At 35.9% G+C, this 16,808-nt stretch carries 18 protein-coding genes and 1 other annotated feature; all 18 genes read left to right on the forward strand.

Annotated features, from left to right (window positions below; translation table 11 throughout):
• Entirely contained in the window at positions 1-798 is a 798-nt protein-coding gene (locus tag MKY60_RS06170; RefSeq protein WP_093494398.1) for a cell division protein FtsQ/DivIB, read from the forward strand.
• A complete protein-coding gene (locus MKY60_RS06175) occupies positions 776-1,501 on the forward strand; it encodes a DUF881 domain-containing protein (RefSeq protein ID WP_093494399.1) in 726 nt (241 codons plus the stop codon). Before MKY60_RS06170 ends, MKY60_RS06175 begins: the two co-directional genes overlap by 23 nt.
• Positions 1,502-1,519: 18 nt before the next feature.
• On the forward strand, positions 1,520-2,242 hold the full coding sequence (locus tag MKY60_RS06180; RefSeq protein WP_093494400.1) for a DUF881 domain-containing protein: 723 nt from the start codon (positions 1,520-1,522) through the stop codon (positions 2,240-2,242).
• 1 nt (position 2,243) lies between these two features.
• A complete protein-coding gene (locus MKY60_RS06185; protein WP_093494401.1) occupies positions 2,244-2,594 on the forward strand; it encodes a small basic family protein in 351 nt (116 codons plus the stop codon).
• A gap of 99 nt (positions 2,595-2,693) precedes the next feature.
• Complete coding sequence (gene ftsA / locus MKY60_RS06190) at positions 2,694-3,983, forward strand: cell division protein FtsA (RefSeq protein ID WP_093494402.1); 1,290 nt, start codon at positions 2,694-2,696, stop codon at positions 3,981-3,983.
• Between the two features lie 42 nt (positions 3,984-4,025).
• Positions 4,026-5,180 carry a cell division protein FtsZ gene (ftsZ, locus tag MKY60_RS06195; RefSeq protein WP_093494403.1) on the forward strand — a complete coding sequence of 385 codons (1,155 nt, stop codon included), beginning with the start codon at positions 4,026-4,028 and terminating at the stop codon, positions 5,178-5,180.
• 877 nt (positions 5,181-6,057) lie between these two features.
• On the forward strand, positions 6,058-6,900 hold the full coding sequence (locus tag MKY60_RS06200) for a sigma-E processing peptidase SpoIIGA (RefSeq protein WP_340929067.1): 843 nt from the start codon (positions 6,058-6,060) through the stop codon (positions 6,898-6,900).
• Positions 6,900-7,607, forward strand: coding sequence for an RNA polymerase sporulation sigma factor SigE (gene sigE, locus MKY60_RS06205; RefSeq protein ID WP_090562808.1), 708 nt, complete (start codon positions 6,900-6,902; stop codon positions 7,605-7,607). The genes MKY60_RS06200 and sigE overlap by 1 nt, the downstream gene beginning before the upstream one ends.
• 89 nt (positions 7,608-7,696) lie before the next feature.
• A complete protein-coding gene (gene sigG, locus MKY60_RS06210; protein WP_090562806.1) occupies positions 7,697-8,476 on the forward strand; it encodes an RNA polymerase sporulation sigma factor SigG in 780 nt (259 codons plus the stop codon).
• A gap of 280 nt (positions 8,477-8,756) precedes the next feature.
• On the forward strand, positions 8,757-8,990 hold the full coding sequence (locus MKY60_RS06215; protein ID WP_090562803.1) for a YlmC/YmxH family sporulation protein: 234 nt from the start codon (positions 8,757-8,759) through the stop codon (positions 8,988-8,990).
• Positions 8,991-9,070: 80 nt separating this feature from the next.
• Positions 9,071-9,763 carry a YggS family pyridoxal phosphate-dependent enzyme gene (locus tag MKY60_RS06220; protein ID WP_093494406.1) on the forward strand — a complete coding sequence of 231 codons (693 nt, stop codon included), beginning with the start codon at positions 9,071-9,073 and terminating at the stop codon, positions 9,761-9,763.
• Positions 9,760-10,239: a cell division protein SepF gene (locus MKY60_RS06225; RefSeq protein ID WP_241596038.1), complete on the forward strand. Its 480-nt coding sequence runs from the start codon at positions 9,760-9,762 to the stop codon at positions 10,237-10,239. Before MKY60_RS06220 ends, MKY60_RS06225 begins: the two co-directional genes overlap by 4 nt.
• A gap of 18 nt (positions 10,240-10,257) precedes the next feature.
• Positions 10,258-10,521, forward strand: coding sequence for a YggT family protein (locus tag MKY60_RS06230; RefSeq protein WP_093494408.1), 264 nt, complete (start codon positions 10,258-10,260; stop codon positions 10,519-10,521).
• A gap of 48 nt (positions 10,522-10,569) precedes the next feature.
• Positions 10,570-11,358 (forward strand): YlmH family RNA-binding protein, encoded by a 789-nt coding sequence (locus MKY60_RS06235; protein WP_340929068.1) that lies wholly within the window; start codon positions 10,570-10,572, stop codon positions 11,356-11,358.
• A gap of 97 nt (positions 11,359-11,455) precedes the next feature.
• Positions 11,456-11,965, forward strand: coding sequence for a DivIVA domain-containing protein (locus MKY60_RS06240; protein ID WP_090562787.1), 510 nt, complete (start codon positions 11,456-11,458; stop codon positions 11,963-11,965).
• Between the two features lie 54 nt (positions 11,966-12,019).
• Positions 12,020-12,239: a binding site (T-box leader), on the forward strand.
• Between the two features lie 73 nt (positions 12,240-12,312).
• Complete coding sequence (gene ileS, locus MKY60_RS06245; RefSeq protein ID WP_340929070.1) at positions 12,313-15,063, forward strand: isoleucine--tRNA ligase; 2,751 nt, start codon at positions 12,313-12,315, stop codon at positions 15,061-15,063.
• A gap of 337 nt (positions 15,064-15,400) precedes the next feature.
• The gene (gene lspA, locus MKY60_RS06250; protein ID WP_093494411.1) at positions 15,401-15,877 is read left to right on the forward strand and encodes a signal peptidase II; all 477 of its coding nucleotides are present in this window, start codon (positions 15,401-15,403) and stop codon (positions 15,875-15,877) included.
• On the forward strand, positions 15,877-16,803 hold the full coding sequence (locus MKY60_RS06255; RefSeq protein ID WP_090562778.1) for an RluA family pseudouridine synthase: 927 nt from the start codon (positions 15,877-15,879) through the stop codon (positions 16,801-16,803). The genes lspA and MKY60_RS06255 overlap by 1 nt, the downstream gene beginning before the upstream one ends.
• The last annotated feature ends 5 nt before the right edge of the window (positions 16,804-16,808 follow it).

Below are 16,808 nucleotides of genomic sequence, written 5' to 3' on the forward strand. Positions count from 1 at the left end.
ATGGAAAAAATTATTGATATTGAAGATCGTATACCTACACTAAAAGAGCGAAGAAGACGTAGAACAAACAAAAAATTTTCCATTCTACTTTTTCTCTTTGTAACTACTTTGTTGATTGTTTTATATTTCCAATCATCTTATAGTCAAATTCAAACAATCTCATTAGATGGTGCAAAACTAGTTCCAGAGCAATTGTACATAGAAGAAAGTACATTGGTTACTGGTGAATCGATGTGGAGTTTTAATGAAAGTAAAATAGAAAATCTATTGGCAGCGAATGCTTGGGTAGAATCTGTGCATGTCCAGCGAAAGTGGTTAACATCCGTTCATATACAGGTTAATGAGTTTAATCAAATAGGATACCTTGAGGATGGCGATTTTCTTCATATTATTTTAGAAAATGGGCAGATTATTAAAACAGATGGACAAGTTATTCCTAAGGATGGTCCCATATTTACTGGGTTTGAAGATGAGAAAATTCGTCAAAGAATGATTAAAGAGTTAAAGCTCTTAGACAGTGAAGTGTTAACGGGTATTTCACAGATTAAATATACACCAACCGAAAACGATGCCTATTCTATTCAAGTGTATATGAATGATGGCAATGAAGTTCAAGCAATCATTCCATCATTTGGAGAGAAAATGAATTACTACCCGTCTATTGTTTCTCAACTAAATCCAGAAGTGAAAGGGATTGTAGATTTAGAAGTAGGAACATTTTTTCAACCATATGTAGATGTGTACAATGTACCAGAAAAGGAGGAGGTTGTGGAAAATGAAGAAGACCAAACTCCTTAAAGTACCGTCTAGGGGACTTATTACTATATCGATGGTAAGTTTAGTGTTAGGATTTATACTTGCATATTCGTATAGCATCTCCTCAGATGACACAGATGAAAACGCTTCAGATGTCTCGGGGTTCCAACAGCAAGAAAAATATAGAGAAAAGTTAGTAGAACAAAAAGAACGAAATAAAGAACTAACGGAAGAAATTATCGTAAAGCAGCAAAAAGTTCGGGATTATGAACAATCTTTTGTAGAGAGTGAAGAAAGTGTGGAAGAGCTTGTTGAGGAAGCAGAATTACTTCGATTATTAATTGGTGATATTCCATCACAAGGAAAAGGAATTACTGTTTCGTTGGAAGATGGGGCATATAATCCTTCTCAAGAAAACCCAAATGATTACATTGTACATGAGAGTCATGTTTTTAAAGTGATCAATGAATTAAAAATATCAGGTGCAGAGGCTATATCGATTAATGGTCAGCGGCTTCACGCAAACTCCTATATACGATGTACTGGACCTGTAATTGTGGTTGATGGGAAAACCTTTCCTGCCCCATTTACAATAGAAGCAGTAGGAGATCCCAAAGTTTTATTCGCCTCCGTAAACTTAGGTGGAGGCGTTGTAGATCAACTTACTAGTGATAATATAGTGGTAACCGTCGGAGAAAAAGATTTAATAACTATGCCTGCTTTAAGGGATGATGATTATAGCTAACCAAAAGGAGGCCGAATAATGAAAAAAACCGTCTATATTCGGTTCACCATAATTTTGTTAATAGTGGGTTTTATGTTAGCAGTACAATATAACACCGTTCAAAATCCAGAAACTAGAGACACACGAGACATATGGGCTATTCGTCAAGAATTGTCCAAAGAAACCGAAACACACTCAGAGTTACTATCTGAAGTATATATGTTAGATCAGACAATCCTTAAATATGGGAATATGGTGAGTGAAAGTGCTGCGTTTGCTTTAGAAGATACAGTGGTGCAACTAAAGGAAGATATTGGGCTAGTAGATTACACTGGTCCAGGGCTTACTATTAAAGTAGAACCATCGCTAGAAAGCATTGCACTTGGACAACCTGTAGAAGGTATTTCACCAGACCTACTTATTCGTCTAATCAATGAAATCAATCGTTTTAAAGCTAAAGATATTGAAGTTGACGGTAAACGTATAATATATTCTTCACCAATAAGAGATGTAAATGGTAAAACTACAGTGAATAATATACCTGTAAGAAATGCTCCATTTATGATCAGAATTGGAACTTCTACCTATGATGAGGCACAAAAAATGTACAATCAGTTAGAGGCTTCTACAATCGGTGATGACTTCTATATCGATAATTTAAAACTTAAGATTGGTGAGCCAGAGCAGATTATCAGGATTTCAGCTTATGACCAACCAGTGAACAATCATTTCTTAAAAGAAGTACCAGAAGGGGAGTCATGAAATGTGGTTGCCATTATTAGGACTGATACTTGGGATTTCCCTCGGTTTATTAACTGAAATGCAGGTTCCAGAAATATATGAAAGCTATTTATCAATAGCAGTATTGGCTGCACTTGATACTTTATTTGGTGGAATACGTGCCCATCTACAGCATGTTTATGATGATAAAGTATTTGTTTCAGGATTTTTCTTCAACATTGCTCTTGCTGCAGCTCTAGCATTTTTAGGAGTCCATTTAGGGATAGATTTATACTTGGCTGCAATTTTTGCGTTTGGAGTACGATTATTTCAAAATATAGCAGTTATTCGTCGAATAATGTTAACCAAATGGTCAGAAAGAAAAAAACAATAGATTTTATATAGTAATTGACTATTTCTTTAGAAAATTTTAGACTTTATACTATTTTTACACTAGAATAATAAATAAAGAGTTTACAGGAGGTGCCACGGGTTGAATCAATCAGAATTATACGTATCACTAGATATTGGGTCGTCATCAATCAAGGTCTTAATAGGCGAAATGAATGATGACTCGCTGCATGTAATAGGTGTAGGAAATGTTAAATCAAATGGAATAAGAAAAGGCACCATTGTGGATATAGATGCAACCGTACAATCTATAAAAAAAGCTGTTAATGAAGCCGAAAGAATGATTGGTATGTCTATTAATGAAATAGTATTAGGCATCCCAGCAAATATGGCGAATATACAAAATGTTAAAGGAGTAGTCGCTGTTAATCGTGAGGATAGAGAAATTACGGATGGAGACTTAGAACGTGTGATTGAGTCTGCTCAAGTAATGTCTATTCCTCCTGAGAGAGAGCTTATTAATATAGCACCAAAACAGTTTATCGTCGATCACTTAGAGGAAATTAAAGATCCAAGAGGGATGATTGGCACCCGCTTAGAATTAGACGGTATTATGATGACTACATCCAAAACAATTTTACATAACGTGTTAAGATGTGTGGAAAGAGCTGGTCTCCAAATAAGGGAGATTTATTTGCAACCTTTAGCTGGTGGTCATTTTGCATTAACTGAAGATGAAAAAAATCATGGCACTGCTTATATTGATATAGGCGGGGGTTCCACAACGATTGCCATTTTTAATGAAGGTCATTTAATTAATACTTCTGTTATTCCGGTAGGTGGAGATCATATTACAAAAGATTTATCTATTGTACTGAAAACACCAACCGAACAAGCAGAAATGATTAAACTAAAATATGGACATGCATTCTATGATGATGCTTCGGATGATGAATTATTTGAAGTACCTGTAATAGGAGCTGATATGAAGGAACAATACTCGCAACGTTATATTGCTGAAATCATCGGAGTTCGACTTGAAGAGCTATTTGAACTAGTTCTGGAAGAATTCTATCGACTTGGTTTACAAGACTTACCAGGAGGAGTAGTGATTACTGGCGGAGTTTCTAAACTGGAAGGATTAGGTCAGTTGGCAAGACATATACTCCAAACAAGAGTAAGACTATATACTCCAGATTATATTGGGGTTCGTGAGCCACAATATACGACTGCAGTTGGTCTTATAAGATATGCCTATAAAGAAGATCTTTTCTATGGTAAAATTGGTAGTAGCCATGCATTAGCGCATTCGGTTCCAAATGAAACAGTTGCGGTGTCTAAAAAACAAAAACAAACTGCGCAAACAACCAATGAACACAAAGATAGCCCAATGACAAAAGCAAAAAGATTTTTTGACAAGTTTTTCGAATAACAAACCCTTTATCATAGCAGAGAGAGCATAGGAGGCAATAGCATGTTAGAATTTGAAACAAATGAAGATCAATTAGCGATCATTAAAGTTATTGGAGTAGGTGGTGGCGGTAACAACGCTGTAAATCGAATGATTGAACACGGTGTTCAAGGAGTAGATTTTATTGCTGTTAATACAGATGCACAAGCTCTCAATATGTCAAAAGCCGAAGTAAAACTACAAATTGGTGGAAAACTAACTCGCGGTCTTGGTGCAGGAGCGAATCCTGAGGTAGGGAAAAAAGCTGCGGAAGAAAGTAAAGAACTGATAGAAGAAGCTTTAAGAGGCGCAGATATGGTATTTGTCACAGCAGGTATGGGTGGCGGTACAGGTACTGGAGCAGCACCAGTCATTGCTCAAATTGCACGTGATTTAGGGGCATTAACAGTTGGGGTAGTAACACGTCCATTTACTTTTGAAGGTCGTAAACGTTCTACACAAGCAGTTGGTGGTATTAGCATGATGAAAGAGTCAGTTGATACGTTAATCGTCATTCCAAATGACCGTTTGTTAGAAATCGTAGATAAAAACACACCAATGCTAGAAGCTTTCAGAGAAGCGGATAATGTACTACGTCAAGGGGTTCAAGGTATTTCTGATTTGATCGCAGTACCTGGTCTTATCAATCTTGACTTTGCAGATGTTAAAACAATTATGTCTAACAAAGGTGCAGCACTTATGGGTATCGGTATTTCTGCAGGAGAAAATCGTGCTGCAGAAGCTGCGAAAAAGGCTATTTCAAGTCCACTTCTTGAAACATCAATTGATGGAGCAACTGGTGTCTTGATGAATATTACTGGTGGCTCAAACTTAAGTCTGTTTGAAGTTCAAGAAGCGGCTGATATTGTTGCCTCTGCTTCAGATGAAGAAGTTAATATGATATTCGGTTCGGTTATCAATGATAACTTGAAAGATGAAATAGTTGTTACGGTAATTGCAACTGGATTCAACGAAGAACTTATCACACAAAAACAACCTCGAAGCACAGGTTTCGGTGGCAGCAGAACGCCACAACCATCTGTAGCACCAATCCGAGAACAGCGTAAAGAAGAAGTGCAACAACAAGCACCTCAACAAGAACGACATGTATCTCATAACCAACAAGAGGATGCATTAGATATCCCAACTTTCTTAAGAAATCGTCAACGTAGAAACTAATATAAAGATTAAAGCAATCACTTCGGTGGTTGCTTTTTTTGAATAAAGTATATAAAAATGCTAAATTCCTGATAATTAAGCAAATGAATAGTACTGCTATAATTTCCCGTGTTAAAAGGACTCCTTATAAATTAGGAATATTCCAGTCGAAACAGTGAATAGAAACATCTATTAGTAGTATGGTTCTACATGTTTTGGCCATGAATCGATAAAAGTTTTGTAAAAGTTTTCCACTACGCAAGTAAAAGGTAATAGTCCGCAAGTAAATATAGATTTAGAGCAAGTAAAACTTTAAGACCGCAAGTAAGCCACTGATGGGAGCAAGTAAACAATAGGTGAGAGCAAGTAAGGAGATATTAAGATCAAATTCTGTATTAAATATAAGGATATTTTTTGATTCCTGAGCTAAAAATAAATTTTTGGTAATTTGAGTGGTATAGAATACAAAGATTACATACAGAGCGGTTAGATTTGGGTTATCAAGCATCCAAAAAGGCATTTCTTATATATTTCTACACTAAGAAAAAAGTATACGACAAAAAATAGCTGGTATTTGCCTTATAGATTAACGTTAGAGCTCCCGAAATTTTATTTTCGGGAGCTCCCTCTTTGAATTGAAGAGTATCTTATCTCTTGTTATCCCAAAAATCACTAACCTGTTTCTAGAAGGTATAAGGGTGACGGACAGAAAAATGCCATAAAACTACTGAGAAAACAGATGCTGGTGGTGACGTTCAGTCACCACCAGCCTAATTGGCATCTTTTTTTGTATTTCTTAACTCTTATTATTTGTCGTAAAAAAAGAACGTTTTTGAACGGTCTTTTGACAAATTTCTTAAACTTTAGATGCTAAGCTTTAGTCAAAAGGAGGGAAACTATGTATGCGGAAGTAATGATTGTAACCAATACTTTTTTCAATTATACCGTTTTGGCATTTGCCAATAAAATTGGGTGGATTGAAAATCAGAAAAGGTATTTATTCCTATCTGCTCTAACGGCTGGAGTAATCACAGTTGTTTTCTCTCATTCTATGAGTACAATATTTTTATCTTTTTTTGTAATGATTGCGATTGCTTTTTGGAAAAAACGTTCGCAAATAGGAAAAGCAATTATTTTAACGTTACTGACTAGTGTTTTTGCTGGCGGTTTACTTACAGCTATTGCTCCTTTGTATGACAATAGTAGTAATTTGTTTATGATTATGAACTTTGCGTTGATTGCAACAGGTGGTCTATATTTGCTGACCAAACATGTCCTTCATCTGAATATTACTCACGGAGAAAGAGAGCTTCTATATCCATCTAACGTTTCGTTATTTGGTATTTCTAAGGAGCTGACACTTTTTATAGACTCAGGAAATGTGTGTACGGAACCGTTGTCCAATGATCCTGTCCACTTTGTGGCAGCTGAAATGTTGCGGGAGATTCTACCACATGCGTTATTTGAAGCTATTAGTAATTGGGAGTTTGATGGAAGAGCCGGATTGGACAAGATTTCAAAAGAATATGCAAGTAAATTAAGATTAATTCCAATTGCAACGATTCACAAACATAAAACATGGGTTGTTGGTATTAAGTATGATCAATGGATGATAGGAGATCAGGCATTACCAAAAGGTTATATTGTTATGACGAAAGCAAGAGAAAAGTTTCCACATGGGGCGGATGGGATATTACATAGTTCCTCATATTTTCATTTGAAAAAAAGGAGTGTAGGATAATGCTGATGAATTGGTTGCGTAAGATTTACTATTGGGTACTTTCCTTTAGAAGAAAAAGTGTACATTATATTGGTGGCAATGAATCATTACCTAAACCATTATCGAGAGAAGAAGAACGAGAGATGCTACTGGCGTTTATGGATGGAGATGAACATGCTAGAGATGTATTAATTGAACGAAACTTAAGATTAGTTGTTTACATTGCGAGAAGATTTGATCAGACAAATACTAATATAGAAGACCTTATTAGTATAGGTTCAATCGGACTTATTAAGGCTGTAGAGACGTTTAATCTAGAAAAAGGTATTAAGCTCGCAACTTACGCATCAAGATGTATAGAGAACGAAATTTTAATGCATTTACGTAAGACAAATCGTATGAAGTCAGAAGTCTCTTTTGATGAACCTTTAAATTCTGATTCTGACGGGAATGAACTATTACTATCAGATATTTTAGGTACTAGCGAGGATTTAATCATTGAAGATGTGGAGAAAAAACTAGAGCGTCAACATGTATTTGAAGCAATAAATTTACTTGGGAATAGGGAAAAGTACATTATGCAATGTCGGTTTGGTTTAAATGGTAAAGAAGAAATGACTCAAAAAGAAGTAGCTGATCATTTAGGTATTTCGCAATCATATATATCACGTTTAGAAAAAAAAATTATTTTAGATTTAAAGGAGCTGTTAAACGAACCAATTGCCTAATGGGTGAAATTGGATAGAAACGTATAGAATAATCTTTTCTTTCCCGGACAAACTGACTTAGAACAATTAAAAAGTCCGGAGGAAGATCTATGACGAGAACAAAAGTTGAATTATGCGGCATTGATACATCTAAGCTTCCTTTACTTAAGCATGAAGAAATGAAAGAATTGTTTATCCGTTTACAATCTGGTGAAGAATCTGTTAAAGATGAACTGGTAATGTGTAATTTAAGGCTAGTTTTAAGTCTAGTTCAAAGGTTTGCTTACCGAGGAGAGCAAGCAGATGATTTGTTTCAAGTTGGTTGTATTGGGCTCATCAAATCAATTGAGAATTTCGATTTAAAGCATAACGTCCGTTTTTCTACGTATGCAGTTCCTATGATTATTGGAGAAATAAAAAGACACTTACGTGATCATCATTCAGTACGAGTATCAAGATCGTTAAGAGATATTGCATATAAAGCTATGAAAGCAAAGGAACAGTTTATCAACGAACATTTACAAGAACCAACCTTGGATGACTTGTCAAAAGAGCTAGATATTTCAGTGGAGGATATATTAATTGCTTTAGACGCTATTCAAGATCCTGTATCTTTACAAGAGCCAATATTCAGTGATGGTGGAGACGCTATTTATATGATGGACCAATTATGCGATAATGATGTATCCGAAGATCAATGGGTAACTTATTTTACTGTGAAGGATAGTTTTCAGAAGCTAGATACAAGACAAAAGAAAATATTAACGAAGAGAATTTACTATGGAGCTACACAAACAGAAATAGCAATGGACTTAGGTTTATCGCAGGCACAAATTTCAAGATTAGAGAAAAGTGCCTTATCAACTATTCAAAGCCAATTGAATCCATAAGTTATTTAGCAAAAACGCTTTTTCTTTTTAGAAGAAGCGTTTTTCTGTTGTTATAAATTTCTTAAGAACAACAAGTTAGCTCCTGTGATTTTTGGGTGGAGCATAATCGTAGTGACTTTTGGTCCGGCAGAAAACACTTTCTAAAAATCATATAGGTAGTTACTAGTAGGATTCCGTATTTATGCATTAGAACGAAGCGTTTAAGATCTGGATTTTTTTCTTTTTAGAAAAAAAGCGTTTTTTTCATTTTCATTCATATAATGAATAAAGGGGGTTAATGATGAAATTTTCAGATGCGCAGCAAAAAGAAGTAATAGAAGCAAAGAGTGGGCAATTACTCGGCTATATTGTAGACGCAGAAATTGATAAAGAAACTGGTTATATTATTTCATTTTTAGTAGAAGAAAATGGAGCGTATCCAACTTTTTTTAATAAAAAAAGAGACACAAAGAAAATAGCCGTACAAAATATAGCGATAATTGGAAAAGATGTTATAATTGTATCAAAAACATAGACTTACAATGTTCATCATTGATAAAACGGCTTTTCATTGATACAATAAACAAAAACAATTGATGAAAAGTTGGGTTTCGAATGACAAACGTACAACAAAACTTAGAACAAATTCAACAGCGTATGCAAAATGCATGCGACCGAGGTAATAGAAAGTTAGAAGATATTACATTAATAGCAGTAACAAAAGAAGTTTCAGTTAGTCGAACAAACGAGGTAATAGAAAATGGTATTCGGCATTTGGGAGAAAATCGACCAGAGGGTTTACAGAAAAAGTTAGATGCCATTTCTAATGATGTTGGGTGGCATTACATAGGTTCATTGCAAACAAGAAAAGTTAAATCAGTTATTAACCATATAAATTTCTTGCATTCATTAGACCGGATGAGTTTAGCGGATGAAATTGAGAAAAGAGCTACCTCCACAAAGGATTGTTTTGTACAAGTAAACGTATCCCAAGAAGAGTCAAAACATGGGCTTGCTTTTGAAGAAGTAGAAGCATTTGTAGATCAGCTTAAAAACCATAAACGTATTCGCATTATTGGATTGATGACAATGGCACCTAATACGGAAGATGACACAATCATTCGAAATGTTTTCCGCAGATTGAAACAACTCCAAAGTAAAATTGCAGCTAAACAAATAGCAGGCGCCCCTTGTACAGAACTTTCCATGGGAATGTCTGGGGATTATGAGATAGCAATAGAAGAAGGTGCAACATTTATTAGAGTCGGAACAGCATTGGTTGGAAAAGAGAGGGAGGGAATTGTATGAGCATGAAAAACTGGATGAAAAACTTCTTCTACTTAGATGAAGATGAGGAAGCATCAGAAGCGCAGCAACCAAGACCTCAGCAGCAAAAAACAGTTGATAATAATATAAAGCAACAAACTGTAAAGTCTGCTCCTAAAGAACGTAAATTTAATACGATTCCAAAGGATATGAACACTCCTAATCTCGTTAGTATTCAAAATGTCCAAAAGTCATCAAAAGTAATATTGATAGAGCCGAGAGTGTATGCAGAAGCACAAGATATATCTGAACACTTAAAAAGTAAAAAGGCTGTAATTGTAAATTTGCAACGAATTGATAAGGAGCAGGGAATTCGAATAATCGACTTTTTAAGTGGGACAGTGTACGCTTTAGGTGGAGACATACAAAGAATAGGTACGGATATATTCCTTTGTGCACCAGATTCTGTTGAAGTCGATGGTGCAATATCGGATTATTACTATAATGACTTAGATTAACAGAGGAGTATTTAAATTATGGGATTAGTTTTATCTTTAATAAGCTGGGGTGTTCAAATTTATACGTATGCATTAATAGCGTATATTTTAATGTCATGGGTTCCGAGCATTCAACAATCAGGTTTTGGAAAGTTTTTAGGGAAAATATGTGAGCCATACTTAGAACCATTTAGAAAAATTATTCCTCCATTAGGGATGATTGATATCTCACCAATTGTGGCAATTTTTGTATTAAACCTAGCAATGACAGGCATATATTATATAGCTAATATAGTTGTCTAACCTCACTTTCGTGGGGTTTTTTACTATAGTCGAAAGGGAAATATTAAAATGGAAAATGTATTGCAACATTTTAGAAAAGAAGAACAGCCATTTATAGAACAGGTTGTGAGTATGATGCGGGAAGTTGAGGATCGATATGCTCCTAAGTTGACGGACTTTCTAGACCCAAGGCAGCAATTTATCGTAGACTCGATTCGTAGGCAATATGAAGAGATTGACTCTAGCGCTCAAGGTGCACTAGAGGATGCGGAGAGAAGAAGAGTCTTATTGTTTCCTTCTTATTTTACTCCATCTGATAACGATTTCTCTTCGAAAGTAGTGGAAGTTCATTATCCTACTAAATTTGTTACGCTAAAGCACAAGGATGTTCTTGGTTCAATGATGTCACTAGGAATTGATCGTAGTAAATTTGGTGATATACGCGTACAAGAAGGAGCCATTCAGTTCGTCGTTGCCTTAGAGGTTTTAGATTACGTTCGAGCTAATTTCACATCCATTGGGAAAGTGAAAGTTCATATAAATGTGATAGAAGATCCAATCGATTATTTTGTTCAACAGGAGGAATGGATACCTGATACTTTAACGGTTAGTTCCCTTAGGTTAGACACAGTGATTGCGGCAGTTTTTAATATTTCTCGTCAAAAATCAGCATCCCTTATTCAAGCTGGTAAGGTCAAAGTGAACTGGTCAGAAAAGGATCAGGTATCTCTTGAGTTACAAGAACTTGATTTACTTTCTATTAGAGGGCATGGAAGAGTAAAATTAATAATGATCGAAGGAAGAACAAAAAAAGATAAATTACGACTACAAATAGGCAGGTTAGAACTTAAAAGTTAATTTTTATAAGAATATTTCAAATTTAGATGTATTCACCTTCTTGGAAATGTATAATGTAAGAAAGAATACAAGAATAGTAAGTAAAGGAGATGTTAAAATGCCACTAACACCACTTGATATACATAACAAGGAATTTGGTAAAGGATTTAGAGGATATAATGAAGATGAAGTAAACGAATTCCTTGATCAAATTATGAAAGATCTTGAAATATTGATGAAAGAAAAAAAGGAATTAGAAACAAAGCTTAAAACTTCAAGCGAAAAGGTTGGTCATTTTACTTCAATTGAAGAGACATTACATAAGTCAATTGTCGTTGCACAAGAGGCAGCAGAAGAGGTTCGTCGCAATTCACAAAAAGAAGCGAAGTTAATTGTGAAAGAGGCAGAAAAAAATGCTGATCGAATTGTTAACGAAGCTTTAACTAAGGCTAGAAGGATTGCATTGGAAATCGAGGACTTGAAAAAGCAGTCAAAAGTTTTCCGAAATCGTTTTAAAATGTTAGTCGAAGCCCAGCTAGATTTGATCAACACAGATGACTGGAATCATTTAATGGAATATGATGTGGATACAGAAGCAATTGATCGTATATCTGTTACGGAAGATTAACATTTCTTGACTCATAGCCATACTTTACCTATAATAATTTCATATCATATCATATAATATGCGTTGAAAAAGACGTCTAAAATAGATTTCGACAAAGCGACTTGAGGGTGGTGAGAGCTCAGGGTAGAATCTTATTTAGAATATCACTTTGGAGCAAGGGCACAGAACAAATAGTAAGTGTCTTCGGTTAATGCCCCGTTATGGCATTCTAAGCGGCGATTTTATACAAATCGCAAGTAGGGTGGTACCGCGAGCATAACTCCTCGTCCCTTTTAGGGATGTGGAGTTTTTTTGTTTTCGCCACTCCTTTACAGTACTCATGCTTTTAATAATTAGGAGGTTATAAGATGGAATACAAAGATACGTTATTAATGCCAAAAACTGATTTCCCTATGCGTGGAAATTTACCAGTGAAAGAAGTAGAAATTCAAACTAAATGGGCAGATCAGGATATTTATAAAAAAGTACAGGACCATACAAAAGATCGTCCGTTTTTTGTACTACATGATGGACCACCTTATGCCAATGGTGATCTTCATATGGGTCATGCATTAAATAAAGTATTAAAAGATATGATTGTCCGTCACAAGTCTATGTCAGGCTTCCATGCACCTTATGTTCCAGGCTGGGATACACATGGTCTGCCAATCGAGCAAGCACTAACCAATAAAGGTGTAAAACGTAAAGAGATGTCTTTAGCAGAGTTTAGGAAGCTTTGTGAGGAGTATGCATATCAACAAATTGACAATCAACGCTCACAATTCAAACGTTTGGGTGTTCGTGGGGACTGGGATAATCCATATGTTACATTAACTCCTGCATTTGAATCACGTCAAATTGAAGTATTCGGTGCAATGGCTAAAAAAGGATATATTTATAAAGGGTTAAAGCCTGTTTACTGGTCACCATCAAGTGAATCAGCATTGGCTGAAGCAGAAATTGAATACCAAGATAAAAAATCACCATCTATTTATGTAAGCTTTGAGGTGACTGAAGGAAAAGGAGTTCTGGAAGAAGGAACAAAATTTATCATTTGGACTACAACACCTTGGACAATTCCTGCAAACCTAGCTATTTCCTTGCATCCTAAAGTTGAGTATGCAGTCGTTAATACGAAAGGTTCTAAATTTGTCGTTGCATTAGATTTAGTAAAATCTGTTGCGGAAGAATTAGGCTGGGAAGAATATACAGTAGAACGTACACTGGAAGGTAAGGAAATGGATCGTCTCGTTGCAAAACATCCATTATACGATCGTGATTCTCTTATCATTTTAGGAGAGCATGTAACAACTGAATCTGGGACTGGATGTGTTCATACAGCTCCTGGACACGGGGAAGATGACTTTTACGTTGGAAAAGCTTACGGCTTAGAGGTTCTTTGTCCAGTTGATGACCGCGGTGTAATGACTGCTGAAGCACCTGGTTTTGAAGGATTATTTTATGACACAGCTAACAAAGCGATTACAGAAGCTTTAGAGGCTGCAGGTGCGCTTGAGAAACTTACATTTATTACACATTCATATCCGCATGACTGGCGTACAAAAAAACCAGTTATTTATCGTGCTACAGCACAATGGTTTGCTTCTATTGAGGCATTTAGAGATGAATTGCTACAAGCTATTCGGGATACCAAGTTTACTCCTGCATGGGGGGAGACTCGTCTATTTAACATGATTCGCGATCGTGGAGACTGGTGTATTTCTCGTCAGCGTGTATGGGGAGTTCCAATTCCAGTATTTTATGGGGAAGATGGAGAACCGATTCTGACAGAAGAGACTATTTCACATGTTTCTAAACTATTCCGTGAGCACGGTTCAAATATTTGGTTTGAAAAAGAAGCGAAGGAATTACTACCAGAAGGATTTACACATGCTGGAAGTCCGAATGGTATCTTTACGAAAGAAACAGATATTATGGATGTATGGTTCGATTCCGGTTCATCTCATCAAGGTGTCCTAGAAGAACGCGACGATTTAGTATTCCCAGCTGACTTATATCTAGAGGGATCGGATCAATATCGTGGTTGGTTTAACTCTTCGTTAATAACAAGTACGGCTATGTTTGGTCACGCTCCTTACAAAGGTTTGTTAAGCCATGGTTTCACATTGGATGGAAATGGACGTAAAATGAGTAAATCATTAGGGAACGTAATCGTTCCTTCTAAAGTGATAAATCAGTTAGGTGCAGACATTGTACGTTTGTGGGTAGCTTCTGTAGATTATACAGCAGATGTACGTGTATCAGATGCGATCTTCAAACAGGTATCAGAAGTATATCGTAAAATCCGTAATACATTCAGATTCTTACATGGTAATATTAGTGATTTCCATCCTGTTAATAATCGTGTGGAATTCAAGGGTCTTCGTGAAGTGGATCAGTATATGTACATGAAACTTCAAGAAGTAATTACAACAGTAAGAGCTGCATATGATCGCTACGATTTTGCAAGTGTATATCATACGGTGAATAACTTTGTATCAAGTGAGTTAAGTTCATTCTACTTAGATATTGCAAAAGATGTTGTGTATATCTATGGCGAGGACCACTCGGATCGTCGTGCTATGCAAACAGTTATGTATGATACGTTATTAGCTCTACTAAAATTAGTAACACCTATCTTGCCTCATACGACAGATGAGCTTTGGGCTTATTTAGAGCATGAAACTGCGGAAAGTGTTCAATTAACGGATATGCCAGAAGCTGTTGATTATCCTGAATTCAAGAATTTAGCAGCTAAGTGGGATAAAATTATGGAATTACGTGATGATGTATTAAAAGCACTAGAAGAAGCGCGAAATGCAAAAACGATCGGTAAATCATTAGAAGCTAAAGTAGCTTTATATGTAAATGATGACTATAAAGCACTGTTTGAAACAGATGCCATTGACTTTGCACAATTGTTCATTGTTTCTAAATTTGAATTAGGCGGTGCACCGTCTGAAGCACCAGCAAACAGCTTAGTATTAGAGCATGCTTCTGTTGTAGTAGAAAAAGCAGATGGTGAAAAATGTGAGCGCTGTTGGACAATTTCCGAAACAGTTGGTACAAGTGAAGCCCACCCAACTTTATGTGCACGTTGCGCAGAGGTTGTTAAGTAAATAAAACAAAGAAATGTGGTCCAATTATTTGGATCACATTTTTTATAGGATAATGGCTAGATAGCTCTTAATTTTAAAGGTAAAGCCCTTAAGTGTTTTCGGATAGCCCATAAATCACTTTTAATAATCCATAGATTTCAATATAGCCCTTAAATTCTCTACCTTAGTCCTTAACATCGAGCAAATAGCCCATAAAGCCGCCATCCTTTCAACTCTTATGGTACATAATCGATGTTGAAATTGTGTCTGCTCTTTTACGTATTGCATGGTTCTGTGTTAAACTAGATGGAGAGTGTTCAATTTTGCTGAAAAGAATTTGTTATGTGGGGGAAATAATGTGTGGAAATTTTATGGACTGGCGGCCTTTGTCATTGCATTAGATCAATGGACAAAATGGCTAGTCGTTAAAAATATGATACTTGGTGAACGAATTATTATGTGGGACCCTTACCTAGCGCTACTTTCTCATAGAAATAGAGGAGCAGCCTGGGGCATTCTAGAAGGAAAAATAGGATTCTTTACCATTGTCACTATCATCGTCATCATTGGAATTATCTATTATTTTCATAAAGAAGCAAAAGGAAAGCCAGTATTTCAAGCTGGCTTGATGATGCTACTTGGAGGAGCAATAGGGAACTTTATTGACCGACTTTGGAGAGGCGAAGTAGTAGACTTCGTCGATGTTTTAATACCTATTATTAATTATGATTTTCCAATCTTTAACGTGGCAGATGCTGCACTAACTATTGGTGTTGTAATTATAATATTATTCGTATTTCAAGAAGAACGAGCTGAAAAGAAAAAGGTGAAGTAATGGAAGATTTAACATTTATTATTGAAAATGAACAAGCAAAAGAGCGCATTGATAAAGCAATTGCATCTTTTGAATCAGATTGGTCACGTACACAAATTCAAAATTTTATAAAAGACGGCTTTGTAACAGTAAATAATGAGCCAGCAAAAACGAGCTATAAAGTAAAAGCTGGTGATGTTATTGTCGTTACACCTCCAGATGCTGTTCCACTTGATATTGTTGCCGAGAACTTGAACTTAGAAATCATCTATGAGGATGAAGATGTAGTTGTTGTCTATAAACCTCGCGGAATGGTTGTACATCCTGCACCTGGACATACTACTGGAACACTAGTTAATGGTTTGATGTATCAAATTAAAGATTTGTCAGGTATTAATGGAGTTATGCGTCCTGGAATTGTGCATCGTATTGATAAAGATACGACAGGTCTTTTGATGGTTGCTAAAAATGATGTAGCACATGTCTCGTTAGTGGACCAACTTGTAAAGAAAACAGTTACTCGTAAGTACACAGCACTTGTGCATGGTCGCATTGCTCACGATAAAGGGACGATTGATGCTCCTATTGCTCGTGATAAAAAAGAAAGACAAAGTATGGCGGTAGTAGATAATGGTAAGCACGCTGTTACACATTTTCGTGTTATAGAGAGATTTGATAAATTTTCGTTAGTTGAATGCCAATTGGAAACTGGACGTACACATCAAATTCGTGTTCATATGAAATATATTGGTTATCCACTTGCTGGAGATCCAAAATACGGCCCGAAAAAAACTATTAGTTTTGATGGACAAGTTTTACATGCAGGATTATTAGGTTTTATTCACCCAAAAACGGGAGAATACTTAGAGTTCTCCTATCCACTTCCAGAGGATTTCACTAATTTGATACAAGATTTAAAAAAACAATCATTGATTAATGAGGAATAGTACTC

This window comes from Psychrobacillus sp. FSL K6-1415 (genome assembly GCF_038003185.1).
GTDB classification, from domain to species: domain Bacteria; phylum Bacillota; class Bacilli; order Bacillales_A; family Planococcaceae; genus Psychrobacillus; species Psychrobacillus psychrodurans.

Bases quoted from the DNA above. Each gene is read 5' to 3' on its own strand.
- ileS (WP_340929070.1), top strand. From the start codon at position 12,313: ATGGAATACAAAGATACGTTATTAATGCCAAAAACTGATTTCCCTATG.
- MKY60_RS06170 (WP_093494398.1), top strand. From the start codon at position 1: ATGGAAAAAATTATTGATATTGAAGATCGTATACCTACACTAAAAGAG.
- sigG (WP_090562806.1), top strand. From the start codon at position 7,697: ATGACGAGAACAAAAGTTGAATTATGCGGCATTGATACATCTAAGCTT.
- MKY60_RS06175 (WP_093494399.1), top strand. From the start codon at position 776: ATGAAGAAGACCAAACTCCTTAAAGTACCGTCTAGGGGACTTATTACT.
- MKY60_RS06240 (WP_090562787.1), top strand. From the start codon at position 11,456: ATGCCACTAACACCACTTGATATACATAACAAGGAATTTGGTAAAGGA.
- MKY60_RS06180 (WP_093494400.1), top strand. From the start codon at position 1,520: ATGAAAAAAACCGTCTATATTCGGTTCACCATAATTTTGTTAATAGTG.
- MKY60_RS06185 (WP_093494401.1), top strand. From the start codon at position 2,244: ATGTGGTTGCCATTATTAGGACTGATACTTGGGATTTCCCTCGGTTTA.
- MKY60_RS06230 (WP_093494408.1), top strand. From the start codon at position 10,258: ATGGGATTAGTTTTATCTTTAATAAGCTGGGGTGTTCAAATTTATACG.
- ftsZ (WP_093494403.1), top strand. From the start codon at position 4,026: ATGTTAGAATTTGAAACAAATGAAGATCAATTAGCGATCATTAAAGTT.
- MKY60_RS06225 (WP_241596038.1), top strand. From the start codon at position 9,760: ATGAGCATGAAAAACTGGATGAAAAACTTCTTCTACTTAGATGAAGAT.
- MKY60_RS06235 (WP_340929068.1), top strand. From the start codon at position 10,570: ATGGAAAATGTATTGCAACATTTTAGAAAAGAAGAACAGCCATTTATA.
- MKY60_RS06215 (WP_090562803.1), top strand. From the start codon at position 8,757: ATGAAATTTTCAGATGCGCAGCAAAAAGAAGTAATAGAAGCAAAGAGT.
- MKY60_RS06255 (WP_090562778.1), top strand. From the start codon at position 15,877: ATGGAAGATTTAACATTTATTATTGAAAATGAACAAGCAAAAGAGCGC.
- MKY60_RS06220 (WP_093494406.1), top strand. From the start codon at position 9,071: ATGACAAACGTACAACAAAACTTAGAACAAATTCAACAGCGTATGCAA.
- MKY60_RS06200 (WP_340929067.1), top strand. From the start codon at position 6,058: ATGTATGCGGAAGTAATGATTGTAACCAATACTTTTTTCAATTATACC.
- sigE (WP_090562808.1), top strand. From the start codon at position 6,900: ATGCTGATGAATTGGTTGCGTAAGATTTACTATTGGGTACTTTCCTTT.